This is a genomic window from Pseudomonas poae, assembly GCA_028869255.1.
Classification (GTDB): domain Bacteria; phylum Pseudomonadota; class Gammaproteobacteria; order Pseudomonadales; family Pseudomonadaceae; genus Aquipseudomonas; species Aquipseudomonas poae_C.
Genome location: CP110972.1, coordinates 3,291,958 through 3,317,080, shown reverse-complemented (window position 1 = coordinate 3,317,080; position 25,123 = coordinate 3,291,958). Strand labels below are relative to the sequence as shown.

18 protein-coding genes and 1 pseudogene are annotated in these 25,123 nt (G+C 62.0%); 3 read left to right on the top strand and 16 right to left on the bottom strand.

The window, feature by feature from the left end:
* Nucleotides 1-35: 35 nt before the first annotated feature.
* From gguB to xylA, 4 genes are all read right to left on the bottom strand, one after another.
* Nucleotides 36-1,172 (bottom strand): sugar ABC transporter permease, encoded by a 1,137-nt coding sequence (gguB, locus tag LRS56_14830; protein ID WDU65601.1) that lies wholly within the window; start codon nucleotides 1,170-1,172, stop codon nucleotides 36-38.
* Nucleotides 1,173-2,717 (bottom strand): D-xylose ABC transporter ATP-binding protein, encoded by a 1,545-nt coding sequence (xylG, locus tag LRS56_14825; GenBank protein ID WDU65600.1) that lies wholly within the window; start codon nucleotides 2,715-2,717, stop codon nucleotides 1,173-1,175.
* A 5-nt stretch (nucleotides 2,718-2,722) separates the two neighbouring features.
* Complete coding sequence (xylF, locus tag LRS56_14820; protein ID WDU65599.1) at nucleotides 2,723-3,724, bottom strand: D-xylose ABC transporter substrate-binding protein; 1,002 nt, start codon at nucleotides 3,722-3,724, stop codon at nucleotides 2,723-2,725.
* A 308-nt stretch (nucleotides 3,725-4,032) separates the two neighbouring features.
* Entirely contained in the window at nucleotides 4,033-5,349 is a 1,317-nt protein-coding gene (gene xylA / locus LRS56_14815) for a xylose isomerase (protein ID WDU65598.1), read from the bottom strand.
* 140 nt (nucleotides 5,350-5,489) lie between these two features.
* Here xylA and LRS56_14810 point away from each other — a divergent pair, with 140 nt between their 5' ends.
* Nucleotides 5,490-6,662, top strand: a complete 1,173-nt coding sequence (locus LRS56_14810; GenBank protein ID WDU65597.1) for a XylR family transcriptional regulator — start codon at nucleotides 5,490-5,492, stop codon at nucleotides 6,660-6,662.
* A gap of 133 nt (nucleotides 6,663-6,795) precedes the next feature.
* Here LRS56_14810 and LRS56_14805 read toward each other — a convergent pair whose 3' ends face one another.
* The 3 genes from LRS56_14805 to LRS56_14795 form a co-directional block, all read right to left on the bottom strand.
* Nucleotides 6,796-8,061 (bottom strand): carbohydrate porin, encoded by a 1,266-nt coding sequence (locus LRS56_14805; protein WDU65596.1) that lies wholly within the window; start codon nucleotides 8,059-8,061, stop codon nucleotides 6,796-6,798.
* 55 nt (nucleotides 8,062-8,116) lie between these two features.
* Nucleotides 8,117-10,525, bottom strand: coding sequence for a glucose/quinate/shikimate family membrane-bound PQQ-dependent dehydrogenase (locus LRS56_14800; GenBank protein ID WDU65595.1), 2,409 nt, complete (start codon nucleotides 10,523-10,525; stop codon nucleotides 8,117-8,119).
* Nucleotides 10,526-10,891: 366 nt separating this feature from the next.
* Complete coding sequence (locus LRS56_14795; GenBank protein ID WDU65594.1) at nucleotides 10,892-11,935, bottom strand: LLM class flavin-dependent oxidoreductase; 1,044 nt, start codon at nucleotides 11,933-11,935, stop codon at nucleotides 10,892-10,894.
* Nucleotides 11,936-12,123: 188 nt separating this feature from the next.
* Here LRS56_14795 and LRS56_14790 point away from each other — a divergent pair, with 188 nt between their 5' ends.
* A complete protein-coding gene (locus tag LRS56_14790; GenBank protein ID WDU65593.1) occupies nucleotides 12,124-14,070 on the top strand; it encodes a methyl-accepting chemotaxis protein in 1,947 nt (648 codons plus the stop codon).
* Nucleotides 14,071-14,170: 100 nt separating this feature from the next.
* Here the strand turns inward: LRS56_14790 and LRS56_14785 are convergent, their stop codons facing one another.
* Nucleotides 14,171-14,656, bottom strand: a complete 486-nt coding sequence (locus LRS56_14785; GenBank protein WDU65592.1) for a flavin reductase family protein — start codon at nucleotides 14,654-14,656, stop codon at nucleotides 14,171-14,173.
* 322 nt (nucleotides 14,657-14,978) lie between these two features.
* Between LRS56_14785 and LRS56_14780 the strand changes: the two genes are divergently transcribed.
* The gene (locus LRS56_14780) at nucleotides 14,979-16,385 is read left to right on the top strand and encodes a cytosine permease (GenBank protein WDU65591.1); all 1,407 of its coding nucleotides are present in this window, start codon (nucleotides 14,979-14,981) and stop codon (nucleotides 16,383-16,385) included.
* A 128-nt stretch (nucleotides 16,386-16,513) separates the two neighbouring features.
* On the opposite strand, the gene LRS56_14775 is transcribed toward LRS56_14780, so the two are convergent.
* The 8 genes and pseudogenes from LRS56_14775 to LRS56_14740 all read right to left on the bottom strand — a co-directional run bounded on the left by LRS56_14775 (nucleotide 16,514) and on the right by LRS56_14740 (nucleotide 24,927).
* Nucleotides 16,514-17,071: a sarcosine oxidase gene (locus LRS56_14775; protein ID WDU65590.1), complete on the bottom strand. Its 558-nt coding sequence runs from the start codon at nucleotides 17,069-17,071 to the stop codon at nucleotides 16,514-16,516.
* Between the two features lie 3 nt (nucleotides 17,072-17,074).
* Nucleotides 17,075-17,425 (bottom strand): hypothetical protein, encoded by a 351-nt coding sequence (locus LRS56_14770; protein ID WDU65753.1) that lies wholly within the window; start codon nucleotides 17,423-17,425, stop codon nucleotides 17,075-17,077.
* 48 nt (nucleotides 17,426-17,473) lie between these two features.
* A pseudogene (locus tag LRS56_14765) lies at nucleotides 17,474-19,950 on the bottom strand (2Fe-2S iron-sulfur cluster-binding protein).
* 17 nt (nucleotides 19,951-19,967) lie between these two features.
* Nucleotides 19,968-20,267 carry a sarcosine oxidase subunit delta gene (locus LRS56_14760; protein ID WDU65589.1) on the bottom strand — a complete coding sequence of 100 codons (300 nt, stop codon included), beginning with the start codon at nucleotides 20,265-20,267 and terminating at the stop codon, nucleotides 19,968-19,970.
* A gap of 13 nt (nucleotides 20,268-20,280) precedes the next feature.
* The gene (locus LRS56_14755) at nucleotides 20,281-21,522 is read right to left on the bottom strand and encodes an FAD-dependent oxidoreductase (protein WDU65588.1); all 1,242 of its coding nucleotides are present in this window, start codon (nucleotides 21,520-21,522) and stop codon (nucleotides 20,281-20,283) included.
* Entirely contained in the window at nucleotides 21,504-22,409 is a 906-nt protein-coding gene (gene folD / locus LRS56_14750; GenBank protein WDU65587.1) for a bifunctional methylenetetrahydrofolate dehydrogenase/methenyltetrahydrofolate cyclohydrolase FolD, read from the bottom strand. Before folD ends, LRS56_14755 begins: the two co-directional genes overlap by 19 nt.
* Nucleotides 22,406-23,272, bottom strand: coding sequence for a formyltetrahydrofolate deformylase (gene purU / locus LRS56_14745; protein WDU65586.1), 867 nt, complete (start codon nucleotides 23,270-23,272; stop codon nucleotides 22,406-22,408). Before purU ends, folD begins: the two co-directional genes overlap by 4 nt.
* A gap of 1,055 nt (nucleotides 23,273-24,327) precedes the next feature.
* Nucleotides 24,328-24,927: a helix-turn-helix domain-containing protein gene (locus tag LRS56_14740; protein ID WDU65585.1), complete on the bottom strand. Its 600-nt coding sequence runs from the start codon at nucleotides 24,925-24,927 to the stop codon at nucleotides 24,328-24,330.
* Nucleotides 24,928-25,123 lie beyond the last annotated feature (196 nt).

The following is a 25,123-nucleotide window of genomic DNA, read 5'->3' as shown; positions in this document are numbered from 1 at the left end:
ACCTTGGAATGCAGTCAAATGTGGGAGGGGCGGCTTCAGCGCCGCCCGGCCCGCGTACTCACATCCACCCACACCGCCAGCACCAGAATGCTGCCCTTCACAATCATCTGCCAGTAGCTGTCCACATCCAGCATCGACATGCCGTTATCCAGGCTGGTAATCACCAACGCGCCCAACAACGCGCCATACACGGTGCCCGAGCCACCGCGCATGGAGGTGCCGCCGATAAAACATGCGGCGATGGCATCCAGTTCGCCCATATTGCCCGCCGAGGGTGAACCGGCGGCGAGGCGGGCGGTGTTGACCAGGCCGGCGAATGCGCACATCACACCCATGATGCCGAAGATCCACAGTTTCACCGCCTGCACATTGATGCCCGACAGGCGTGTGGCTTCCATATTGCTGCCCACCGCATACACCCGGCGGCCGAACACGGTCTGGCTGGTGACGTAGCTGAAGACGCCGAGCAACACCAGCAACAGCAGCACCGGCACCGGGATGCCGTCGTAGCTGTTAAGGGTGGTGACAAACCCGGCCAGCACCGCGCCGATCAGCGCTACGCGCAGCACATCGCGTACTAAGGAGTGTGCTGTCAGCCCATGCAGGGCGCGATTGCGCCGTTGTTTCCAGGTTAAAAACAGCGTCAGAGCAAACAGTAAAATCCCGAGGCCAATACCCACCGAATGCGGCAAATAGCCTTGGCCCACATACACCAGCGACGGCGACACCGGCGCGATGGTGGTGCCGCCGGTAATCCCCAGCAGAATCCCGCGAAACGCCAGCATGCCGCCCAGGCCGACGATAAATGACGGGATGCGCAGGTAGGCGGTCATGTAGCCGTTGGCCAGGCCGATCATCAGGCCGCACAGCGCCACCAGGCTGATGTTGGCCAGCAGCGGCACGTGATAGACCACATCCAGAATCGCCGCGAGCCCGCCCAGCAACCCGAGCAATGAGCCCACCGACAAATCGATCTCACCGCTGATGATCACCAGCACCATGCCGCAGGCCAGAATCCCGGTGATCGACATCTGCCGCAGCAGGTTGGACAGGTTGCGCGGCGTCACGAAGCCGCCTTCGGTTTGCCAGCTGAAAAACAGCCAGATAAACGCCACGGCAATCACCAGCGCGAGCATTTTGTAGCGGGTAAACAGCTGTTTGACCTGGTTCATCTACGCGGTCTTCCGATTGTTATTGTTTTGGCTGAGCGCGGCAGCGAGCACCTGTTCCTGGGTGAGCCCCTGGTTGATGAAGTCACCGCGCAACTGGCCGTCGCCGATCACCAGCACACGGTTGGACACCCCCAGCACCTCGGCCAACTCCGAGGAGACCATGATGATCGCCACGCCTTCGGCCGCCAGCGCGCCCATCAGTTTGTAGATCTCATATTTGGCGCCCACATCCACCCCCCGCGTGGGTTCATCGAGGATCAGCACCTTGGGCTTGGCCATCAGCATTTTTGCCAGCACCGCCTTTTGCTGATTGCCGCCGGACAGGCTGGTGATCGGCAAAAACGGGCTGGCGGTCTTGAGGTGCATGCGTGCGATCTGTTGGTCGATGCTGCCCAGCTCGGCTTCGGCGTCGATGCGGGTCATGTGCGCGTAGGTGTCGAGCACCGCCAGGGTAATGTTCTGGCCCACCCCCAGGTCGGGGATGATGCCCTGGCGCTTGCGGTCCTCGGGCACCATGCACAGCCCGGCGCGGATCGATTTGAGCGGCGTGCGCGTGTCGATCACCTGGCCATCGAGCCACACCTCGCCGCTGTAGCGGCCGGGGTAGGCGCCGAACAATGCCGACACCAACTCCGTACGCCCGGCGCCCACCAGCCCGGCAATCCCGAGGATTTCCCCGCGCCGGAGCACAAACGAAATATCATCCACGCGTTTGCGCTTGGGGTTGTCCACGTCATAGCAGGTGACGTTGCGCGCCTCGAAAATCACCTCGCCGACTTCATGCGGTTCGGTGGGGTAGAGGTTGCTCATTTCGCGTCCGACCATCTGCGTGATGATCCGGGGGATATCCATGTCGGCCATGGCGGTGGTCGCGATGTGCTTGCCATCGCGGATCACCGCAATGGTGTCGCACACCGCCGCCACCTCATCGAGCTTGTGCGAGATATACACGCAGGCCACGCCCTTGGCCTTGAGGTCGCGGATGATGTCGAGCAGCACCTCGATTTCCGAGCGGGTGAGGGCCGAGGAGGGCTCGTCGAGAATCAACAGGCGTGCCTGTTTGTTCAGGGCCTTGGCGATTTCCACCAGTTGCTGGTAGCCGCCGCCGTACTGCGACACCGGCAGCGCCACGTTCATGTCCGGCACCTTGAGTTCGCGCATCAATGCCTCGGCGCGGTGCAGCATCGCCGGGTAGTTCATGCGCCCGCCGGGCAGGGTCAGTTCGTGGCCCATGAAAATGTTCTCGGCCACCGACAAGTCGGGCACCAGGGTCAGTTCCTGGTGGATGATGACGATGCCCGCGGCCTCGGTTTCGCTGATCGACTGAGCCCTGAGCGGTTGCCCATCCCAGAGGATTTCCCCCTCCCAGGTGCCGTACGGGTAGACCGCCGACAGCACCTTCATCAAGGTGGATTTACCGGCACCGTTTTCACCGCACAGGCCCACGCACTCACCGGGCCGCACCTTGATATCGATGCCGTTCAGCGCGTTGACACCGCCAAAACTTTTGACGATGCCATTCATTTGCAACAGGTAATCGGCCATGGCGGTCACTGCCCGGCAATCTGCTCTTTGGTATAGAACCCGTCTTTCTCCAACAGGTCGATATTGGCCTTGGTCAGCGGGGTAGGGGTGAGCAGGATGGTATCGACCTTTTTGCTACCATTGTCGTATTGCGAGCTGTACGTGGGTTTCTCGTTACGTGCGAGCTGCACCGAGAGCTTGGCCGCTTCAGAGGCGATCAGCTTGAGCGGCTTGTACACGGTCATGGTCTGGGTGCCGTCGATCACGCGTTTTACCGCAGCCAGGTCGGCGTCCTGCCCGGAGATCGGCACCTTGCCGGCCAGCTTCTGCGCGGCCAGGGCCTGGATCGCACCGCCGGCGGTGGCGTCGTTGGAGGCGACGATGGCGTCGATCTTGTTGTTGTTTCGGGTCAGGGCATTTTCGACGATGCTCAGGGCTTCGGTCGGGTTCCATTCCTTGACCCACTGCTGGCCGACAATCTTGATATCGCCCTTGTCGATGGCCGGTTGCAGCACTTTCATCTGGCCTTCGCGCAGCACCTTGGCGTTGTTGTCGGTGGGCGCGCCGCCGAGCAGGAAGTAGTTGCCCTTGGGCGCCGCTTGCAGCACACCATTGGCCTGCATCTCGCCGACTTTTTCATTATCGAAGGAGATGTAGGCGTCGATGTCCGCGTTGAGAATCAGGCGGTCATAGGACACCACCTTGATCCCGGCCTTCTTGGCTTCGGCCACGGCGTTGGTCAGTACGGTGGCGTTGAACGGCACGATAACGATCACATCCACGCCCCGGGAGATGAGGTTTTCGATCTGCGAAATCTGCTTCTGCTCGTTGGCATCGGCGGACTGCACGAAGACCTTGGCGTCGAGTTTTTCCGCCGCTGCGACGAAGTAATCGCGGTCGCGGGACCAGCGTTCCAGGCGCAGGTCGTCGATGGAGAAACCGATTTTCGGGTGGGCGGAATCGGCCATCACCGGCAGAGCGAGCAAGGCCAGGGCAGTGGTGAGCAGGATACGTTTGAATGACTTCATGGTGGTGCGTCCTTTTATTGTTGTTGGAAAGACACAGCGTGATGCGGGTAGAACTGTAGAGCGTCCTTCGACGTTCGGTGGATAGATTTGTCGCGCAAATGTCACAGCTTTTGTGGCGTGCGCAGTGTGCTGACTCAGTTTTTGTGGCGAGCGGGCTTGCCCGCGTTGGGCTGCGGAGCAGCCCCAAAACCAGGCGGCGCGGTGTTTCAGATAAAAGCGCGTTGCCGGTTACAGGGGCCGCTTCGCGGCCCAACGCGAGCAAGCTCGCTCGCCACATAAGAGCGCCCTGGCCACAGGTGATGTCGCTTTCAGGTATAGATAAACCGATTGACCACACCCTCAAGCATCTCCTGCCGACCACTCACGGCCTGCGGGTTCAGCTCATGGGCGAAGGCGTGTTCGGCCAGCGACGCCAGGCTGAACTCACCGGCCAGCACGGCCTTGCCCAGCGGTTGCTGCCAACCGGCGTAACGCTGGTCCTTGAACTGCTGCAACTGGTCGTTCTGCACCATGGCGGCTGCACGTTCCAGTGCCAGGGCCAGTACATCCATGGCGGCGACATGGCCATGGAACAGGTCGACCTCGTCCAGGCTCTGGCGGCGCACCTTGGAGTCAAAGTTATAGCCGCCATTCTTGAAGCCGCCAGCCTTGAGGATTTCATAGGTGGCCAGGGTCATTTCCTCGACGCTGTTGGGGAACTGGTCGGTGTCCCAGCCGTTCTGCGGGTCGCCCCGGTTGGCGTCGATGCTGCCGAAGATCCCCAGGGACACGGCGGTAGCGATCTCGTGATGGAAACTGTGCCCGGCCAGGGTCGCGTGGTTGGCCTCGATGTTCACCTTGATCTCGTGTTCCAGGCCGTACTCATGCAGGAAGCCGAACACCGTGGCGCTGTCGTAATCGTACTGGTGCTTGGTGGGTTCCTGGGGCTTGGGCTCGATCAGCAGGTCGCCTTTGAAGCCGATCTTGTGCTTGTGCTCCACCACCATGCGCATAAACCGCCCGAGTTGCTCGCGCTCGCGCTTGAGGTCGGTATTGAGCAGGGTTTCATAGCCTTCGCGGCCGCCCCACAGCACATAGTTGGCGCCCTTGAGCCGCAGCGTGGCGTTCATCGCGCTGAACACCTGGGCGGCGGCGTAGGCGAACACCTCCGGGTCCGGGTTGCTCGCGGCGCCGGCGGCAAAGCGCGGGTTGCTGAAGCAGTTGGCGGTGCCCCACAGCAGCTGGATACCGGTCTGTTCCTGGTGGCGTTCCAGGTGATCGACCATCTGCGCGAAGTGGTTGCGATAGTCCTTGAGCGAGCTGCCTTCGGGGGCCACGTCGGTGTCGTGAAAACTGTAGTAGTCGATGCCCAGCTTGGAGAAAAACTCAAAGGCTGCGTCCGCCTTGCCGATGGCCAGTTCCAGCGGGTCGCCGCTGCGCTGCCAGGGGCGCTTGAAGGTGCCCACGCCGAACATGTCCGCGCCGGGCCAGACGAAGGTGTGCCAATAACAGGCGGCCATGCGCAGGTGTTCGCGCATGGGTTTGCCGAGGATCAGTTTGTTGGCGTCGTAATGGCGAAAGGCGAGAGGGGAGTCGCTGCTGGGGCCTTCGAAGCGGACCTTCTCGACACCGGGGAAATACAGCATGGCGGTTTTCCTTATTGTTCTTGGCGGTGTCTGGATACTAGCAACGGCACCTGGCCTGCCGATTATGAAAATCACCAAGCAATGGTGCGATTTTGAGTGGCGAGGGCTAGTCTGTAGCGACCGGCCTCAGGACAAAAACAATGAAAACCCTACCGCCCGTGCACCGCATCGCCCTGTTGTTCAACGGCAGCAAGATCTACGACCGGGGCATCATCACCGGCATCGGCAATTACCTGAGCAGTACCCGCGCCTCCTGGGACCTGTTTCTGGAGGAGGATTTTTTGTGCCGCCTCAAAGGCATCGAGCGCTGGCAGGGCGACGGTATCATTGCCGACTTCGACGACCCGTTGATCGGCGAGGCGCTGGCCGATATCAAGCTGCCGGTGGTGGCGGTGGGCGGCTCCTATCAGGATGTGCGCGCCTACCCCAGGGGTATTCCCTATGTGGCCACCGATAACCATGCGTTGATGAAGCTCGCGTATGAGCACTTGATCGAGGCCGGCGTGACGCGTTTTGCCTGCTTCAGCCTGCCCGAAGCCCAGGCCAACCGCTGGGCCCAGGAGCGCGAAAAAGCCTTCAAGCGCCTGCTGCAACGCGATGGTCTGCACGCAGAGGTCTATCGCGGCTTGGGCACCAGCGCGCCGCTGTGGGACAGCGCCGTGGAACAGCAGATTGCCTGGCTGCAAGCCTTGCCCAAACCCATCGGCATCATCGCCGTCACCGACGCCCGTGCCAGACAATTGCTGCAAGCCTGCCTCACCGCCGGTATCGCGGTGCCGGAAGAGGTGGCGCTGATCGGCATCGATAACGACCCGCTGACCCGTACCCTGACGCGGGTGCCGCTGAGTTCGGTGATCCAGGGCACGGAGACCATGGGCCGCACCGCCGCCGCGCTGCTGCACCAGATGCTGCACGGCAAGCCCTGCACCGGCACGCAGATTCTGGTGCCGCCGGATGCGATCAATGTGCAAGCCTCCAGCCTGCATCAACCCTTGGGCAACCCGTACGTGATGCAGGCGCTGCTGTTTATCCGGCAGTACGCCTGCCAGGGGATCAAGACCGCGCAGGTGGCGGCTTATGTCGGCGTGTCGCGTTCATCCCTGGAAGCGCACTTTCGCAAGGAACGCGGGTGCAGCGTGCATGACGAGATACTGCGCTTCAAACTCGCCGCCGCCGCCAAGGGCCTGCAAAGCCAGGGCCTGGCGATTGCCGATATTGCGCAGCAATGCGGCTTCAAGTCGGCGCAGTACCTGCACACCGTTTTTCGCCGGGAGTTTGGGTGTACGCCGCGGGAGTATCAGCAGGGCACATGACTCAAGAGTAAGGTGAAACCCGATGTGGGAGGGGCTTGCCCCCGATAGCGGTGTATCAGCTAACTTAAAAGTGACTGACATTCCGCCATCGGGGGCAAGTCCCCTCCCACATTTGTTGGCCGCGTTCAGGCGTTTAGAACACTGCCTTGACCTGCAAGCCCAACACCAGCGCGTTGTCGATGTTGTCACCGGAAAACGCCCCCGGCTCGATGATGTATTGCACATCCGGGCGCAGGGTCAGCCATGGCGTGGCCTGGTAGCCGTAGCTGAGTTCGATCAACTGCTCGGCGTTGTTCAGGTTGGGGTAGTCCGTCCCCGCGTTGAAGGCTGCCTGCTCTTGCACATCACGGCTGCGCGTATTCGGCACTGCTCGGCCATAACCCAGGGCCACGGTGTCCCGTGGTCGACCTTCGAACGGCTTGTACAGCACCACGCCCGCGCCATACCACTTGCTGAACGGCGAAGCGGCTTCGCTGGCCGCAGAGTATTGGCCGAAGGCATGCAGCACGCGGCCCGGCGAAGAAGGGGAGGCCCACACCGCCTGGTCGATCAGCAGGTAATGACCGCCGCGCCCGCTGACTTCTTTGTCGCTGCCGATGCGTTTTACGTCGGAGCTGTCGTAGTAATAGCCCAGCTTGTATTCACCCGGCAGCGTGCCGGCGTGTTTGTAGATCAACTCGATGGGCACCACGGTGCCGGTGGTGTGCTTGGGGCTCAGTTTCCAGGCGCGGCTGGAGTCGCCGTTGCTCTCAGGGTCGACATTGAACGCCGCGACACGCAGCTGCCAGTTGGGTGAGAAGTCGTATTTCACCCGGGCGCCCAAGCGCGCATTCGGGTAGTTGGTCCAGCCGCTGCCGCCGGACATGTTCAGCGGGTGCCCGCAGAAACCGGCATTCATGAAGTTGCACAGGATGCCGCTGTCCAGGCCGCCGAGGTCATTGCCCATGGCCATGTAACCCAGCTTGAGGTTCAGCGCCGGGCTGAACAGCGTGCGCTCGTAGCTCAGCTCGGTGAGGCGGGTGTAGAGGCCGCCGTAGTTTTCCTGGATCGGCAGGCGGTTGCCTACCAGGTCCTCCGAGGCGCTGTTGCCGCGTCGGTCGTTGAGGGTCAGCTGGATGCGGTCGCCATTGTTGAAGCCATAGAGCTTGCCCAGGTCGAACTGCACGCCGAGTTTTACGTTTTGCGAGTAACGCGCCGAACGGTGCTGGCCGCCGTGGGCGTTGTAGGCGGTTTCGCCGCTGTAGTCGCCGCTAAAGCGGATGCCTTGCGCGTCGAGTTCACGGCGCAGGCCGCCCCAGTCGCCGGTCAGGGTGGTGTCGTCGGCTTGAGCGGGCAGGGCGGCGCCCAGGGCCAGGCCCAGCAACAGGCGCCCAAGGGAAAGATGAGAAGAGGGGGGCATGCGGGTTTTTCCAAAGCAGAAGGCGCGGTGCCGGGGGGCACCGCGCCTGGAAGGGTTATGGCAGGGCGTAGGCGATCACGTAGTCGCCACGGTCGGTGGACTGGCGCGCACCGCCGGCGGTGATCACGATGTACTGCTTGCCGGTTTTCGGCGACACGTAGGTCATCGGGCCACCCTGGCTGCCGACGGGCAGGCGGGCTTTCCAGATTTCATCACCGTTGCCGCTGTTGAAGGCGCGCAGGTAGAAGTCCTGGGTGCCGGCGATAAAGATCAGGCCGCCCTGGGTCGACAGGGTGCCGCCGAGGGTCGGCAGGCCGATTTTGATCGGCAGGTGCATGCGGATGCCCAGCGGGCCGGTGTCTTCAACGGTGCCGACCGGCACTTGCCACGCGACTTTCTGGGTTTTCATGTCGATGGCGGTCAGGGTGCCGAATGGCGGCGCCTGGCACGGAATGCCGGCCACCGACAGGAAGCGGTTTTTGTTCACCGCATACGGCGTGCCCTTGAGCGGTACCGCGCCCATACCGGTGTTCAGCGCTTCGCCGCCGGACGAGGCCTGGGCATTTTTCTGCGCCGGCACCATCTGGATCCACAGGCCCAGGCGCATGTCGTTGACGAAGATAAAACCATGCACCGGGTCGGTGGAGATGCTGCCCCAGTTCATGCCGCCCAGGGAGCCCGGGAAGCTCAGCGATTTATCGGTGCCGGGCGCGGTGTACAGGCCGTCGTAGCGCATGCCCTTGAAGTCGATGCGGCACAGCAACTGGTCGTACGGCGTGGCGCCCCACATGTCCGATTCGGTCAGGGTCTGCGCGCCGATCTGCGGCATGCCCACCGATTTAGGCTGGGTTGGCGAGTAGGGTTCGTTAGGGATGTTCGCCGCCTTGACCGGTACGTCCTTGACCTCGGTCAGCGGCTTGCCGGTGGCACGGTCGAGCACGTAGATCTGCCCGGCCTTGGTGCCGATCACCACCGCCGGTACCGCCTTATCGCTGCCCGGTGGGGTGAAGTCGATGAGGCTCGGTTGCATCGGCAGGTCGAAGTCCCAGAGGTCGTTGTGGACGGTCTGGTACACCCATTTTTCCGCACCGGTGGAGGCATCCAGCGCCAGTACCGAAGCGCCGTATTTATGGTTGAGCGCGGTGCGTTCCACGCCATAGATATCGGTGGATGAGCTGCCCATCGGAAGGAAGACCGTATTCATCAGCGGGTCATAGGACATTGGCGCCCAGCTGTTGGGCGTGCTGCGCACATAGGTGCTGCCGTCGGCCGGGGCTTTTTTGTCCTCGGGGTTGCCCGGGTCGAAGGCCCAGCGCATTTGGCCGGTGATCACGTCGAAACCACGGATCACGCCGCCGGGCATGTCGGTCTGCACGTTGTCGGCCACACGGCCGCCGACCACCACGGTGGTGCCGGCGATCAGCGGCGCCGAGGACAGTTGGTAGTAGCTGTCCGGCACATTGCCCAGGCCGGCTTTCAAATCCACCTGGCCATGGGTGCCGAAGTCTTCGCAGAATTTGCCGGTGTCGGCATCCACGGCGATCAGGCGGGCATCAATGGTGTTGGTCAGCAAGCGGCGCTGGCACTGTGCACCGGCCGGTACGCTGGCGGCGATGATCGGCGAGCTGTTCGGCTGAGTCGGCTGGGCGATTGGCGCGCTGGCGTCGAAATACGCCATGCCGCGGCAACGCTGCCATACCGCCGACTTGGCGTTGACTTCGTTCTTCCACAGCTCTTTGCCGGTGTCGGCGTCGAGGGCGATCAGGTTGTTGTGCGGCGTGCAGATAAACACTTTGTTGCCGATCTGCAGCGGGGTGAGCTGGTCTTCGGCGCCGTTGCCGTCGCTGATGGCCACGTCACCGGTGTGGTAGGTCCATGCCACTTTGAGCTTGTCGATATTGTCGCGATTGATCTGGTCCAGTGCGGCGAAGCGGCTGCCGCCTTCGGTATTGCCGTAGTGGGCCCAGTCTTTCTGTGCATCGGCGGCGGCCACGGGCGTGATGCCTGGGCCGGCGCCGGTCGGTGCGACGCTCGGGTGGGCGACAAACATATTGCCCGCCGCGACCGCCACGCCCACCGCCAATACGGCGGCAACGCCATAGGCGCCGCGTGCAGGTCTGTTGACCAGCAGCGGGTAGACCAGCGCCACGACCATGCCGATGGCGGCGAACATGAACACCCGCGAAAACAGCGGCCAGAACACCAGGCCCACATCGGCCACGGCCCAGATCGCGGTGCCCACCAGGAACGCGGCGAACAACCACGCGCCGGCCGGCTTGCGCAGGGCAATCAGCAAGCCGGAAACGGCCATGACCGCACCGCCGATGAGGAAGTACCAGGAACCTCCCAGGCTGACCAGTTTGACGCCGCCGACGGCGAGCGCAAGGCCGAGCAGGGCGATGATAACGCCCAGGCCCAAGAGTAAGAATCTAGAGACGCCAGTGGCGCGCGATGCTCGTTTCATATCGAAAAGACTCGAGTGAGAGAGGGCAAAGACGCGATTTTAGCAAGATAAGTAACTAGTTAGTACATTAGAGTCCTGCAATAGACTATTACAGGTGCTGCGATGATGGGCTGAGGCTAAATGTCGCGTGTGTGAAGTGAGTGTAGGCAAGCTTGGGTCAAAATGTGGGAGAGCCTCGCCCCGATAGCGGCATCTTCTATGGCAAACGCGCAGTCGTGGCGAGCACGCTGTTGTGGCGAGCGGGCTTGCCCGCGTTGGGGCGCGTAGTGGCCCCCAAATTTACTGGGGCTGCTGCGCAGCCCAACGCGGGCAAGCCCGCTCGCCACAGGGGAGGGTGTTGGACTTTAGTCCGTCAGCAGGGCTCACTCAACGAAACGCCGGTACCACCTGCTCGATAAACAGTGCCAGGGATTTTTTCTTCTCGGCATGCGGCAGGCTGTTGTCGCACCAGAAGCTGAACTCATCGACCCCCAGTTCCCGGTAGTACTGGATACGCGGGATGATTTCTTCAGCGGTGCCGATCATGGCGGTCTTGTGCAGGCTTTCCAGCTCGAACTCAGGGCGGGCGGCGAACTTCTCTTCCGGGCTCGGCTCCAGGAAACCATTGACCGGCACGCTCTTGTTGCCGAACCAGGCATCAAAGGTGCGATAGAACCTGGAGATCGCCTTGGCCCCGACTTTCCAGCCTTGCGGGTCATCGGCAGCATGCACGTGGGTGTGGCGCAGCACCATTAATTGCGGGCGCGGCACGCCAGGATTGTTGTCGAGGGCGGCCTGGAATTTGTTTTTCAGGTCCAGCACTTCCTCGTCGCCCTTCATCAGTGGCGTGACCATTACGTTGCAGCCGTTGGCCACCGCAAAGTTGTGGGAGTCCGGGTCGCGGGCAGCGATCCACATCGGCGGGTTGGGTTGCTGGATCGGCTTGGGCACGCTGGTGGAGGTGGGGAATTTCCAGATGTCGCCGTCGTGGGCGTAGTCGCCTTTCCACAAGGCGCGTACCACCGGCACCATTTCGCGCAGCGCCTGGCCGCCGCTGGAGGCGGGCATGCCGCCGGCCATGCGGTCGAACTCCACCTGGTAGGCACCTCGGGCCAGGCCGACTTCCATGCGCCCATTGCTGATCACATCAAGCAACGCGCATTCGCCCGCCACCCGCAATGGGTGCCAGAACGGCGCGATGATGGTGCCGGCGCCCAGGTGAATGGTGGTGGTCTTGGCCGCGAGGTAAGCCAGGAGCGGCATCGGGCTGGGCGAGATGGTGTATTCCATGGCGTGGTGTTCGCCAATCCATACGGTGCTGAAGCCACCGGCCTCGGCCATCAGGGTCAGTTCGGTCAAGTCTTCGAACAACTGACGATGGCTGACGCTTTCATCCCAACGTTCCATGTGTACGAACAGGGAAAACTTCATGACGCTTACCTCGGATCTATTGTGATCGGCCTGTCGACTGCGGGCCCTTAAGTGCTCTCGCCAATGTCACGCGTGCCAGTGATGACAGCTGTTCGGCGGATTGATTGTTGGTATACCATAATACGGAATATCCGCAAAACTTTTCTCTCCAACGGTTGCACCCTCACCTCACAAGGAAGGCGAGCTCGATGAACATAAAACAAAAACTGATACTGGCCTTTGCGGTGATTGCCAGCCTACCGGTGATTCTGGTGGCGGTGCTGATCATCCTCAACGTGCGCCATGAGGCACGCGATGGGTTTGTCGACAGCAGCGGGCGCGAGATTCGCCAGGTCGACAATGCGATGCAGCTGTTTTTCGAAGGCATCAGCCAGAACGTGGCCTACCTGGCCGCGCACCCGCAGTTGCAGCGTATCAATGGCGACGTGAAACGCTACCTGGCCAGCGATGCCGCGCAAATCGCCCCCGGCGAGCGTGACCAGCAACTGTTCAGCTTGTTCGAGGGCCTGGCCAAGAGTCATTCGGCCTACACCTACCTGTCCCTGGGCACCGAAGACGGCGGCTATGTGTTCTGGCCCGGCGACCCCAAGCTTGCCGGCTACGACCCGCGCACGCGGCCCTGGTACAAGACGGCCATGGCGCAGCCGGGCAAGACCCTGCGCACCGAGGCCTATTACTGGGCCGCCGATGATGTGGTGCTGGTCAGCACCGTGCAGAGCTTCAACGACCGCCAGGGCCAGGCGAGCGGGGTGGTGAACATCGACGTTTCGCTCAAGCAACTGACCGACCTGGTCAAGCAGATCAAGCTTGGCGAAAGCGGTTACCTGATGCTGATGGAAGCCAACAACACGGTGCTGGTGGACCCGAACGACCCGTCGCACAATTTCAAAGCGCTCGGCGAACTGGGTGAGGGCTATCGGCAACTGAGCGAGGCCGGCCAGGGCCTGGTGCAGGTCGAGTTGGCCGGTGAGCGCTACATGGCGCTGGTGTGGCCGTCCAAGGCGCTGGGTTGGCGTTTTGTGGGGCTGGTGCGTGAGAGTGAAGTGATGGCCGGCGCGGCACGCCTGACCTGGCTGATCGCAGCGATTGCGCTGGTGTGCGGGGTGTTGTTCGCGGTGGCGGGTGCGTGGTTTGCAGGGCTGATCGTCAAGCCGATTCGCGGCGTGGCCAGCGGCCTGGAAGGCATCGCCCAGGGTGAAGGCGACCTGACCGCACGTCTGACGGTAAAGGGCCGCGACGAGACGGCGCAGCTGGCCGGCTGGTTCAACCAGTTCCTCGAAGCGATCCGCACGTTGATCCAGCGCATCGGCCAGGCTGCCGGGCAGATCCACAGCAGCTCCGGGAGTGCCACCGAAGTCTCGGTGGAAATGGCCGAAGTCGCCGAGCGCCAGCGCGAAGCGGTGGACATGGTCTCCACGGCGTTTCATGAAATGGTTGCCACCTCCAACGAAGTCGCACGCTCTTGCAGCCAGGCCGCCGACTCGGCTGACAACGGCCAGCGCCAGGCGCACACCGGGCAGCAGCAGATCGACGCGGCGGTGAGCAGTGTCGGGCGCTTGAGCCAGGAAATCGGCCACTCCGCCCAGGCCATGGAGCAGCTGGAAAAAGACAGCAACGATATCCAGTCGATCCTCGGCACCATCCGCTCCATTGCCGAGCAGACCAACCTGCTGGCGCTGAACGCCGCCATCGAAGCCGCGCGTGCGGGCGAGCAGGGCCGGGGCTTTGCAGTGGTGGCGGACGAAGTGCGTGCCTTGGCCAAACGCACCTCGGACTCCACCGGTGAAATCGACGGGCTGCTCGGCAACCTGGCGCGCCGCACCCACCAGATGGGCAAGCAGATGCACGCCAGCCTGGAGGTGTCCCAGGAAACGGTGGTGTCGATCAACGATGCGCGGGCCAGCTTTGGCTTGATCCGCGAGTCGGTGGACGTGATCCGCGACATGAACACGCAAATCGCTACCGCCGCTGAAGAGCAGCACCAGGTGGCCGAAGATATCAATCGGCACATCAGCCAGATTCACGGGGATGCGCAGTTGGTGGCGAGCCTGGCCGATTCCACGCGCCAGGATGCGCAGCAGTTGACGGCGTTGTCGCAGACGTTGAATCAGTTGGTCAGCCGTTTCCGTACCTGACCACCGCTATCGCAGGCAAGCCAGCTCCCGCAGGGGAATGCATTTCAAATGTGCGAGCTGGCTTGCCTGCGATGCAGGCACTGCGGTGTATCAGAAATAATCAGGCCACGACGGGCAACGCACCCATCTTGCCATTGCAATACACCAGTGGCCCGGCGTTCTGCCGGGGCACGATCAGGTTCTTCACCGCGCCGACCATGATAGCGTGGTCACCGCCTTCATATTCGCGCCACAACTCGCACTCGATCACCGCCGTGGCATTGGCCAGGATCGGGTTGCCCAGTTCACTCAGCGTCCATTCAATGCCCTGGGCCTTGTCTTTGCCCTTGCGCGCAAAGGCATAGGCTTCGGTTTGCTGGTCGCCGGAGAGCACGTGGATGGCAAAACGTTTGTTCTTGATCAGCACCGGGTACGAGTCGGAGCTGTAGTTGGGGCAGAACAGCACCAGGGCCGGGTCCATCGACAATGAGCTGAAGGCACTGGCTGTCAGGCCGACGATTTGCCCTTCATCATCGAGCGTGGTGATCACGGTGACTCCGGACGGAAACGAACCCATCACTTGTTTGTAGATAGCGGCATCGATCATGGGGCGGTCCTCTGGCGGTGGAGCGGATTTTTATGGGTTTGTAGGTCTGATGGTATACCGTAATACAGTCGATGCAACCGCTTTTTCCGCCATCCGATGAGCGTCAATCTTTGGCCTTTTAACCAATAAATACGCAGGCTTCGGTAAGAAATGCGCTGTTGGCGTGTGGCACACTTACGGATCAGATGCGTGCCAGGACTGCGGATCAGTCTTGTGAAAATGTTGGAATACCATAATATGGTGTTCATATGAGGGGCTGCCTGGAGCGCCCCCGGTTTGGCGTCAAACAACTATAAGATCAGACCAACGCGAGTTCATTTCCATGCCCCAGATGTCCCGGCAAGACCCCTTGATCGAGAATCACACGGTCGATTACGTCCCCCTCGCAGAGCGCCATGGAAAGGCCCGCGACCTGTTCACCTTATGGTTCAGCACCAATATCGCGCCGCTGCCGATCGTCACCGGCGCCATGGTGGCCCAGGTGTTTCATCTGAACCTGATATGGGGGCTGCTGGCGATTGCCCTCGGGCATATGCTCGGCGGCATCGTGATTGCCCTCGCGTCGGCCCAAGGCCCGCGCATGGGCATCCCACAGATGGTGCAAAGCCGTGGCCAGTTCGGGCGCTACGGCGCGCTGCTGATCGTGTTCTTCGCCGCGCTGATCTACATCGGCTTCTTCATTTCCAACATCGTACTGGCCGGCAAATCCATCGTCGGCATCGCGCCCTCGGTGCCGGTGCCGGCGAGCATCCTGATCGGCGCCCTCAGCGCCACCGCCATCGGCGTGATCGGCTACCGCTTTATCCATAGCCTCAATCGCATCGGCACCTGGGTGATGGGCGGCGCGTTGCTCGCAGGTTTCATCTACATCTTTGCGCATGATCTGCCGGCGGACTTCCTCACCCGTGGCGGTTTCAACGCGGCCGGCTGGCTGGCCACTGTGTCGCTCGGTGTGATCTGGCAGATCAGCTTTTCGCCCTACACCAGCGATTATTCGCGCTACCTGCCGGCGGATATCGGCATTACCCGGCCGTTTATCGCGACCTACCTGGGCGCCACCCTCGGCACTATCCTGTCGTTCGCGTTCGGCCTGGTGGCGGCGCTCGCAACGCCGGAAGGCACCGAAGCGATGGTTGCGGTCAAGCAGGCCACCGGTTGGCTGGGGCCGATTCTGATGGTGCTGTTCCTGCTCAATATCATCAGCCACAACGCCCTGAATCTGTACGGCGCGGTGCTCTCGATCATCACCTCGATCCAGACCTTTGCCAGCCAGTGGACGCCCAGCATCAAGGTGCGCGTGGTGCTGTCAGGCGTGGTGCTTGGCGGTTGCAGCGTGGTGGCGCTGGGCGCATCGGCGGACTTTATCGCGCAATTTATCGGGCTGATTCTTGCGCTATTGCTGGTGCTGGTGCCGTGGGCGTCGATCAACCTGATCGACTTCTATGTGATCAAGCGCGGGGTGTACGACATTGCCTCGATTTTTCGGGCGGATGGCGGGGTTTACGGGCGCTTTAACCTGCATGCGATCGTCGCGTATTTCATCGGCATCATCGTGCAGCTGCCGTTCGCCAATACGTCGCTGTATGTGGGGCCTTGGGCCAACCTGGTCGAAGGCGCGGATTTGTCTTGGCTGGTGGGGTTGGTGGTGACGTGCCCGTTGTACTACTGCCTGGCGACACGTCAACACACCCGCAAGGTCGGGGCGGCACGGTTGGGCTACACCGACTGATTCTGGTCGTGCGCTGTTCAACTGTGGGAGCTGGCTTGCCTGCGATAGCGGTGTGTCAGCCAGTGCTGATGGTGGCGGTACCGCCCTCATCGCAGGCAAGCCAGCTCCCACATGTTTGACCGAGATCCTCAACTGACCCCGCCAAACTCCTCCAACGCATCGCGCAACGCGCCGTCGAAGTACACCCTTGAAGCGCGATCCCACAGAATATGAAACGCCGGTGCTTCTGCGCTGCCCGAGTTAATGACGATCGCGTTGACCCGCGCCACCGACGTCTGCGCCACCATCCCCGGTTTGAACGCGCAATGGCTTAAATCAACCCCGCACAGCTTCGCCATTACCTGCGCAATCACGCCACCGCTGAGCAACACACAGGCATGACTGTCCTGGCGCGGCAACAGGTAGTTGGCGCGGTGGTCCAGCTCCCAGCGCGCTTCTTCATCGGCGATGCGCTGGCCTTGATCCTGCACGCTACCCAGCAACAAATATTCCGTCTGTGACAACCGTGCCACCCAGCTGCCATCCGCTTGCGCGGTGGCGTGGTTGGGTGCACCCGGTAGGGTGAACCCGCGTGCGCTGAGGTATTCGGCGCTTTGCGTGCCGCGAAAGCCGACCCGGGGCAGGTCGGTCTGGTCGTCCAGGTGGCAGGGTTGCGTGAGCAATGCGTGGGCTTTCAGACTGGTCATGGCTTAACCCTCCTGGCGTTGGTTGGCGGGGTCGAAAAACGGCAATTGCACCACGTCGGCCTGGACAACGATGCCGCCCTCGACGCGAATCGGAATGCGTTGCCCCGGTGTGCTCTGGTCGATCCCGGCGTAGGCCAGGCCGATGATCCGGCCCAGGCTGGTGGAGTACTCGCAGGAGGTGACGTTGCCGCTGATGTCCGGGCCATTGAGTACCAGGTGGCCCTCCAGCGGTTGCACGCTGCCCTTGGGCAAGGTGAACCCCACGAGTTTGCGTTTGAGTGGCTGGGCTTCGAGGATGTCCACCGAGCGCCGGCCGACGAAGAACGGCTTGTTGCGGCTCACCGCCCAGCCCATGTCGATTTCGGCCGGGTGGGTCATGCCGTCGGTGTCCTGGCTGATGATCACATGGCCTTTTTCCAGACGCAGCAGGCGCTGGGTTTCGACCCCGAAAGGGCGAATATCGAAGGCTTTGCCGGCTGCCATCAAGGCATCCCACAGCGCCAGGCCGTGGCGCGCAGGCACGTGGATTTCATAGCCCAGTTCGCCGACAAAACCGACCCGTAGCAAACGCGCCTTGATCCCGGCCACCGTGCCCTGGCGTACGCCCAGGTAGGGAAGCCTTCGGCGCTGAGGTCGAGGTCGCTGCACAGCTGCTCCAGCACTTTGCGCGAGTCGGGCCCGGCGACGTTCACCGCGCAGATCGCGGCGGTGACGTTGGCCACATCCACGTCCAGGCGCCACTGCGCGTTCCACTTGAGCATCTGCTGGTAGATACGGTCGACGCCGCTGGTGGTGGCGGTGACGTAGAAGTGGTTGTCGGCCAGCCGTGCACACACGCCATCGTCGATCACCACCCCGTGCTCATTGGTCATCAGCGCATAACGCGAACGGCCCACTGGCTGCTTGAGGAAGGCAAAGGTGTACATGCGGTTGAGCAATTCGGCGGCATCCGGGCCGCGCACATCCAGGCCACCGAGGGTCGACACATCGATCAGCCCGACCTTGCTGCGCACATGCAGCGCTTCGGCCTGCATGCAGGCTTCGCGGTCCGAAGGCTTGCCGTAATACGCCGGGCGCTGCCAGATACCGGCAGGCATCATCTTCGCGCCGGCTTGCACATGCCGTGCGTGCATCGGCGTTTGCCGGTAGGGGTCAAAGGCCCGTCCGGCGACGTGGGCGAGTTTTTCCGCGACAAACGGCGGCCGTGCGGTGGTGACCCCGGTTTCACTGATATTGCGCTGCGTCGCCCAGGCCACCAGCCGCGCCGTCGGCAGTGCCGAGTGGCGGCCTTGTGACGGACCCATGCCCACGGTGGAGTAGCGTTTCACCAGCTGCACATCGCGATAGCCGATGCGGGTGGCGTTGACGATATCCGCCACTTGCAGGTCTTCGTCGAAGTCGACGAAATCCTTGCCCTTGGGGTGCGGGAAGATCGGCCAGTTGAAATTGACCTGGGCTTCGCTGCGCAACGGCACCTGTGCGACGCTTGCGCTCAAGCCGAGGGCCTGCGCGATGGCGGCGGCGGCGTTGTTGGCATCCGCCAGCACATTGTCCAGCTGGTGCTGACCGTGGACCGAGCCTGCGACATTCAGGTTGCGCGGCAAGCCGCTGAGGCTGAACGCCGAACGCTGGTCGTCATAGGCCAGCTTGCCCCCGGCCTGGCACAGCAGTTGATACACCGGCATGTAGCCGCCGGACATGCACAGCAGGTCGCAGTCGATCACCTGGGCGCTGTGGCTGACCTGGCCCTGGCCGGTGATCTGGCGCACATCGACGCCTTTCACATGGCGCATGCCTTTTTCATGCAGGGCTTCGAATACTGTGCTGTTGCTCAGGCAAGGGATCTTGCGCTGCGCCAGAGCACCCGGCAGGGCTTTGTCGGCGGGGGCCTGGCGCAGGTCGATCACGGCGGCCACTGCCACGCCCTGGTCATGCAGGTCGAGGGCGGCGAGGTAGCCGTCATCATTACCGGTCAGCACCACCGCACGGTGGCCGGGCTTGACCGCGTAGAGCTTCATCAGGCGTTGTGCGGCGCTGGTCAGCATCACACCCGGCAGGTCGTTATTGCGGAAGATCACTGGCTGGTCGAACGCGCCGCTGCACACCAGGCACTGCTGCGCACGTACTTTGTACATGCGTTTGCCCTGGATCACCGGCAGGTAGTTGTCGGTAAACCAGGCGTTGCACGTGGCGTCGGTGAGCACTTGGATATTTGCGTGTTGCTGCACCGCGCCAAGCAGCTCGCGGCGCAGGGTGTCGGCGCGGGTGCCGGCGATGTCGAAGCGCGCATACGTCAGCGAGCCACCGAGGATCGGTTGCTGCTCGATCAGCAGCACCCGTGCCCCGGCATTCGCAGCGGTCAGGGCCGCCTGCAAACCCGCAGGGCCGGCGCCGATCACCGCCAGGTCGGTAAACAGGTAGGCCTTGTCGTAATACTCGGGCTGGAATTTCAGGTCGAGCACGCCCAGGCCGGCCTTTTTGCGGATGATCGGCTCCCAGACCTTCCACATGCCCTTGGGCTTGTAGAACGAGCGGTAGTAGAAGCCCACCGGCATGAATTTGGAGAACTTGCCCAGGTAGGCATCCTTGTCGTTGTCCAGCGAGCCGTTGACGTTCTGTGCGCTCACCGCCAACCCGGCGCTCAGCGCATAGGCGTCCGCCAGCACGTTGGGCTCCCGCGGCAGTTGCACCAGGCTGTTGGCGTCCTGGCCGGCCATGCTCAACGGGCCACGCGGGCGGTGGTATTTGAATGAACGGGACATCAGGAAACGCCCGTTGGCGAGCAGGGCGCTGGCAATGCTGTCGCCTTGCAGGCCCTGGTACGCCTGGCCATCGAAACTGAAATCGAGCGGTTGATCACGCTGGATCAGCAAGCCCATGGGGGTGGGGAGGCGGTTCATCCGGCGATCTCCTTGGCGGTGTTGAAGTCGACGCGGCAGCTGAACAGTTCCTTGGGGTCGAAGGTGCGCTGGATTTCGTCGGTGACGGTGTGGCGTTCGGCAAGGAACCAGTAACTGGACGGCGTGTGCATCCACCATTCGCGCACCACACCGGCGAGGTTGTCGGTGTTGAACACGTAGTCGGCCCATTCGGCATCGCTGCAGTTGACCGGGTCGGGCATCGGCTTGAACTCGCCGCCGTAGGTGAACTCGCTGATATTGCGCGGCCCGTTGAGCGGGCAAATCATGATTTTCATAGTCCGCTCTCCATCAGTGGCTGGCCGCCGTGGCGCCCATTTCGTTGACTTGCTGGAAGGTCGAGAAGCGTTCGAGGCCGAACGGCTTGATCAGCTCCGGCACCTTGCCGCCGCTGGCCACCAACTCAGCCATGGTCTTGCCGCAGATCGGCGTGGCCTTGAAGCCCCAGGTGCCCCAGCCCGCATCAAGGTAGTAATTTTTCACCGGCGACAGGCCCATGATCGGGCTGTAGTCGGGGGTCATGTCGGTGATGCCGGCCCACTGGCGCATCAACTTGGCGTTGGCCAGGAACGGGAACATTTCGATGGCATGGGCCAGCAGGCTTTCCTTGAGGTCCAGGGTAGAGCGCGTGTTGAACAGCGGGTAAGGGTCGGAACCGCCACCGAACACCACTTCGCCCCGGCTGGTTTGCTGCACGTAGCAATGCAGGGCCGAGGAACTCACCAACGGGTCGAGAAACGGCTTGAACGGCTGGGTGACCATGGCCTGCAACGGGAAGGTCTGGATCGGCGAGCGGATGCCGGCCTTGGCCATCAACAGCGAACTGTGCCCGGCAATCGCCTGTACCGCGCAGCCACACTGGATGGTGCCACGATTGGTTTTTACGGCAGTGATGGTGCCGTTTTCGATAATCAGGTCCTGCACCTCGGTCAGCTGGTGGATTTCCACACCACGCTTGGCGGCCTGCTTGGCGTAGCCCCAGGCCACGGCGTCATGGCGTGCGGTGGCGCCGTCGATGTGCCAGAGCCCGGCGATCACCGGCAGGTGGCCAGGGTCGAGGTTGAGGCTGGGCACCAGTTCGCGGATCTGCTGGCGGTCGATCATCTCGGTGCGCCCGCCGAAGTGCTTGTTGACCTCGGCCCGCTGGCGGAACGAACGCACCGTGGCGTCGGTGTGCGCCAGGGTCAGTTGGCCGCGCTCGGAGTACATGATGTTGAAGTCGAATTCGTTGGACAGCGACTGGAACATCTTCACCGACTCGGCGTAGAAACGGACGCCCTCGCTGGTGAGGTAGTTGGAGCGGATCACTGCGGTGTTACGCGCTGTGTTGCCGCCGCCCAGATACGCCTTTTCCAGCACCGCAATATTGGTGATGCCGTGGTACTTGGCCAGGTAGTAGGCGGTCGCCAGGCCGTGGCCACCGGCGCCGATGATCACGACGTCATAGCGGGCCTTGAGGTCCTTGGGCGGTGGCAGGTCGACCTCCACCGGGTACTCCGAACTCAGCCCGTATTTCAATAGATTGAATGGCATACGGCCTCCGATTGGCTGCGTAGGGCGTGGTGCTGCGCAAGGGCGGCGGTCACGGTGTTTTTCATCAGGAAGGCAATGGTCATCGGGCCGACACCGCCGGGTACCGGGGTGATGGCGGCAACGTGGGGCAGGGCGCCGTCGAAGTCGACATCGCCCACCAGACGGCTGCGGCCATCGTCGTCGATGCGGTTGATACCGACGTCGATCACCACCGCGCCGGGCTTCAACCAACTGGCGTCGATCAAGCGCGCACGGCCCACAGCGGCGATTACGATATCGGCCTGCCTGCACAGCGCTTGGGCGTTATGGCTGCGCGAATGCAGCACGGTGACCGAGCAATCTGCCTTGAGCAGCAGCGCGGCCATGGGTTTGCCGACGATGTTCGAGCGGCCGATCACCACCGCATGTTTACCGCGCAGGTCGCCGCAGGTCTGTTCCAACAAATACAGGCAACCGCTGGGCGTGCACGGCGTCAGCACCGTACGGCCCTGGCTGAGGCCGCCGACGTTCTGGCTGTGAAAACCGTCCACGTCCTTGTGCGGCGCGATGGCCTCCAGGGCCCGCAGTTCGTCCATCTGCGCCGGCAGCGGCAATTGCAGGAGGATGCCGTTAATCGCCGGGTCGGCATTGAGTTGGCCGATCAGGATCAACAGCTGTTCGGTGCTGGTGTCGCTGGGCAGCCGGTGCTCCAGCGAGCGGATGCCCACTTCTTCAGCGCGCAGGATCTTGTTGCACACATACACCTGGCTGGCCGCGTCGCTGCCCACCAGGATCACCGCCAGTGCCGGCTCAATGTCTTGCTCGCGCAGGCGCATTACGTCGTCGCGCACTTGCAGCAGCACGCGGGCGGCAGCGGCTTTGCCGTCGATCAATTTATGTGTGTTCACCGGAACACCACCGTTCTGTCCTGGTTGAGAAACACCCGGTGTTCCAGGTGGTACTTGACCGCCTTGGACAGGGCCACGGTTTCGGTGTCACGGCCGATGGCGACCAGGTCGTCGGGCTTGTACACGTGGTCCACGCGTTGTACTTCCTGTTCGATGATCGGGCCCTCATCCAGGTCGCTGGTGACGTAGTGCGCGGTGGCGCCGATCAGCTTCACCCCTCGTTGATACGCCTGGTGGTAGGGCTTGGCGCCTTTGAAGCCGGGCAGGAACGAGTGATGAATGTTGATCGCACGTCCTGACAATTGCCGGCACAGGTCGTCGGAGAGGATCTGCATGTAGCGCGCCAACACCACCAGCTCGGTGCGGGTGTCGTCGACGATCTTCATCAGCTCGGCCTCCTGTGCGGCTTTGTTGTCCTTGTTCACTGGCAGGTAGATGAAACGGATGCCCTCGCGCTCGGCCATGGGCCGCAGGTCGAGGTGGTTGGAGACGATGGCGGTGATGGTCATGTCCATCTCACCCTTGTGGTAGCGGTAGAGCAGGTCGGTGAGGCAGTGGTCGAACTTGCTGACCATCAGCATTACGCGCATCGGTTCGCGGGTGTCGTATAGCGCCCACTGCATGTCGAAGGCTTGGGCGACGTCGGCGAAACCGTCTTTGATCTGTTGCAGGTTGCCTTCGTGGCCGTCGTTGAAGCGGAATACGGCGCGCATGAAGAAGCGGCCGCTGAAGTCATCGTCGAACTGGGCCATCTCCCCGATGTAGCATGCGTTGTTTGCCAGGTAGGTGGTCACGGCGGCGACGATGCCGGATACCGCGGGGCAGGTGACCTTGATGATGAAATGGTTTTTTTCGTGTTGCATGACACGTCCTCGGGGGTGATGGCGGCAGCTCATCGCATAGCGAAAAAATGTCTGAGGACAGCTGGCTCGTTCCTTGAGCGCGTTTTCTTGTGGGGAATAAAATATTCCTGAGGTGGCTTTATAGGGGATATGGGTGGGGGGCGTCTAGGGGTTTTGGGAAAGATTTTTAACTGGGGGGAAATTTTTGCCGGGGGTGGGTGGGTGTATATCCATTACTTGGGTAACGGCCGCCTATGGTTTCGCTCTTACAGCGACTCACTTTTGGAAAGGCCCAAAAGTAAGCAAAGGCCTTCGCCCCATCACTCGGCACCTCGCCTAGGCTCGGTGTGCCCTCACTCCGGCTTGAATCCGTGGGCCGCCGCGATGGGCCATCCATGGCCCAGCGCGGCTAACCCGGCGTCCTGCCGGGTTGCCCACGGATTCAAGCCTGCGTTCGGCCAGCGTGATTGACGGGGCGTCTTAGATCAGAATCAAGATCAAAAGCAGAGCACGGCGGCCTGGTAGCCGACCTGAGTGGGGTAGATCAAAAGCGGGTCGGCAGTAGATCGGCTTTTCTGTGGGAGCTGGCTTGCGATGCATGCACCTCGGTACATCAGGCACACCGAGTTGATGCTTTCGCAGGCAAGCCAGCTCCCACATTTGACCGAGTATGGCTTTAATGATCAGGTCGGCTGTCAGGCCGCCTCGCTTTGCTTTGTTTTTGATCTGGCCCTTACATCCTTTGCGCTGACGAAGTCAGCGATCTTTTGATCTGCGCTTGTGATCGTGATCTTGATCTCAGGCGCCCCGTAAAACACGCTGGCCGCACGCAGGCTTGAATCCGTGGGCAACCCGGCAGGACGCCGGGTTAGCCGCGCTGGGCCAAGGATGGCCCATCGCGGCGGCCCACGGATTCAAGTCTGCGTGCGGGCACACCGAGCCGGAGGCGAGGTGCCGAGTGTTGGGGCAAGAGCCCTTTTGGTTACTTTTGGGGCTCTTTTCCAAAAGTGACCCGCCGTAAGGGCGGAACCAATATCAGCCATTACCCAAATAACGGATATGCCCCCCCATCCAGGTCACTCCTTATCCCCCCCATAATTCATAATCGACAACAACCGAATCGGCACCTGCACCAACGCCTCCGGCCCATGCGGAATCTCCCCCTCAAACGTCAAGCTGTCCCCAGCCTCCATCCGATACAGCTGATTCCCATGCCGGTAAATCAACTCCCCCTCCAGCAAATGCAAAAACTCCGTCCCCGGGTGCGCAAAGGTCGGAAACTCCTCACTGGCATCGTCCATGCTCACCATATAAGCCTCGAAGCTCTTCTTGGGCCCCCGCGTATGGTTGAGCAGGTGATAGGTATGCCCCTTCTCAGTCCCCCGACGCACCACCTCCATGCCTTGGTCAGCCTTGACCAGCAACGCGCTGCCATCTTGCTGATCATATTCGCTGAACAATTTCGACAAAGGCAGCCCCAGCACATCGCACAAACGGCTCAGGGTATCGAGGCTGGTAGACACCTGGGCGTTTTCGATCTTGCTCAACATGCCCTGGCTGATATCGGCAATTTTCGCTACGTCGGACAGCTTCAGGTCCTGGGCCTGGCGCTGGCGTTTGATCTGCAGCCCCAGGTATTGCTCGAGCTTGAGGCGCGGGGCGGTTTCGGTGGACATGATCATCGGCTCCTGCACGGTTTCCGTTCAGTAATATATTTTTCGCACTGGGAAAGTGCAAAGTCCGGCTCTTAAAGGCCACCCCGCTGTGCGTATTCCTGCGGGGAAAAGAATTTTCCCATATATACAGCACAAAAGCGCTGCTCCACCGACTTCAATGCGTCGATCGCGAATCTGGCAAGGCTATTGCATTCCT

Bases quoted from the DNA above. Each gene is read 5' to 3' on its own strand.
- LRS56_14760 (WDU65589.1), bottom strand. From the start codon at position 20,267: ATGAAAATCATGATTTGCCCGCTCAACGGGCCGCGCAATATCAGCGAG.
- LRS56_14805 (WDU65596.1), bottom strand. From the start codon at position 8,061: ATGCCCCCCTCTTCTCATCTTTCCCTTGGGCGCCTGTTGCTGGGCCTG.
- LRS56_14775 (WDU65590.1), bottom strand. From the start codon at position 17,071: ATGACCAGTCTGAAAGCCCACGCATTGCTCACGCAACCCTGCCACCTG.
- LRS56_14800 (WDU65595.1), bottom strand. From the start codon at position 10,525: ATGAAACGAGCATCGCGCGCCACTGGCGTCTCTAGATTCTTACTCTTG.
- xylG (WDU65600.1), bottom strand. From the start codon at position 2,717: ATGGCCGATTACCTGTTGCAAATGAATGGCATCGTCAAAAGTTTTGGC.
- LRS56_14755 (WDU65588.1), bottom strand. From the start codon at position 21,522: ATGCCATTCAATCTATTGAAATACGGGCTGAGTTCGGAGTACCCGGTG.
- LRS56_14790 (WDU65593.1), top strand. From the start codon at position 12,124: ATGAACATAAAACAAAAACTGATACTGGCCTTTGCGGTGATTGCCAGC.
- LRS56_14770 (WDU65753.1), bottom strand. From the start codon at position 17,425: ATGGGCTGGGCGGTGAGCCGCAACAAGCCGTTCTTCGTCGGCCGGCGC.
- LRS56_14740 (WDU65585.1), bottom strand. From the start codon at position 24,927: ATGTCCACCGAAACCGCCCCGCGCCTCAAGCTCGAGCAATACCTGGGG.
- LRS56_14795 (WDU65594.1), bottom strand. From the start codon at position 11,935: ATGAAGTTTTCCCTGTTCGTACACATGGAACGTTGGGATGAAAGCGTC.
- gguB (WDU65601.1), bottom strand. From the start codon at position 1,172: ATGAACCAGGTCAAACAGCTGTTTACCCGCTACAAAATGCTCGCGCTG.
- purU (WDU65586.1), bottom strand. From the start codon at position 23,272: ATGCAACACGAAAAAAACCATTTCATCATCAAGGTCACCTGCCCCGCG.
- xylF (WDU65599.1), bottom strand. From the start codon at position 3,724: ATGAAGTCATTCAAACGTATCCTGCTCACCACTGCCCTGGCCTTGCTC.
- xylA (WDU65598.1), bottom strand. From the start codon at position 5,349: ATGCTGTATTTCCCCGGTGTCGAGAAGGTCCGCTTCGAAGGCCCCAGC.
- LRS56_14810 (WDU65597.1), top strand. From the start codon at position 5,490: ATGAAAACCCTACCGCCCGTGCACCGCATCGCCCTGTTGTTCAACGGC.
- LRS56_14780 (WDU65591.1), top strand. From the start codon at position 14,979: ATGCCCCAGATGTCCCGGCAAGACCCCTTGATCGAGAATCACACGGTC.
- LRS56_14785 (WDU65592.1), bottom strand. From the start codon at position 14,656: ATGATCGATGCCGCTATCTACAAACAAGTGATGGGTTCGTTTCCGTCC.